1 pseudogene is annotated in these 496 nt (G+C 54.2%); it reads right to left on the bottom strand.

Features of this window, described 5'->3' with window-relative positions:
• A pseudogene (locus J5M57_RS28170) lies at window positions 1-484 on the bottom strand (hypothetical protein); the annotation flags it as partial.
• Window positions 485-496: the final 12 nt, after the last annotated feature.

The following is a 496-nucleotide window of genomic DNA, read 5'->3' as shown; positions in this document are numbered from 1 at the left end:
AAAGTACCATACTCGCCGATAATGTACGGACGACGTAGGGAAGCGTTACGACCACGTGCCCAACAAGCAGGCCGAGGAAAGTCTGGCTAATGCCCATCCAGACTTGCAGCTGCATCAGGCCTAAGCCGAGGACAACGGCCGGAATCAGCAGCGGGGAGAGCATGAAGGCGCGGATCAGCTCTCGCCCGAAAAAATCGCGTCGTTCGATTGCGAACGATGCTGCGAAGCCAAACAGAAGAGAGAACAACGAGGCCAGAAAGGCCAGTTTCAGGCTCAATGTCAGAGAGTCGATGAATAAAGTGCTCTCCCAAAACGCCTGGTACCAACGAAGAGAGAAGCTCTTCGGCGGAAATTGCATCGCGTCTCCCGATGTAAAAGACGTCGCGATTACGATGACCGCCGGGAGTATCAGCGTCAGATAGACAAAAATGCGAAGAAGCCTGCCTAGCCAACCTAAGACCCTATCGAGATTGTCACCGTGCATGGAGGCCTCTCG

It is taken from the genome of Pseudomonas sp. 86_A, from assembly GCF_017491705.1.
GTDB classification, from domain to species: Bacteria; Pseudomonadota; Gammaproteobacteria; order Pseudomonadales; family Pseudomonadaceae; genus Aquipseudomonas; species Aquipseudomonas koreensis.
This window is presented reverse-complemented; position numbering and strand designations above follow the sequence as displayed.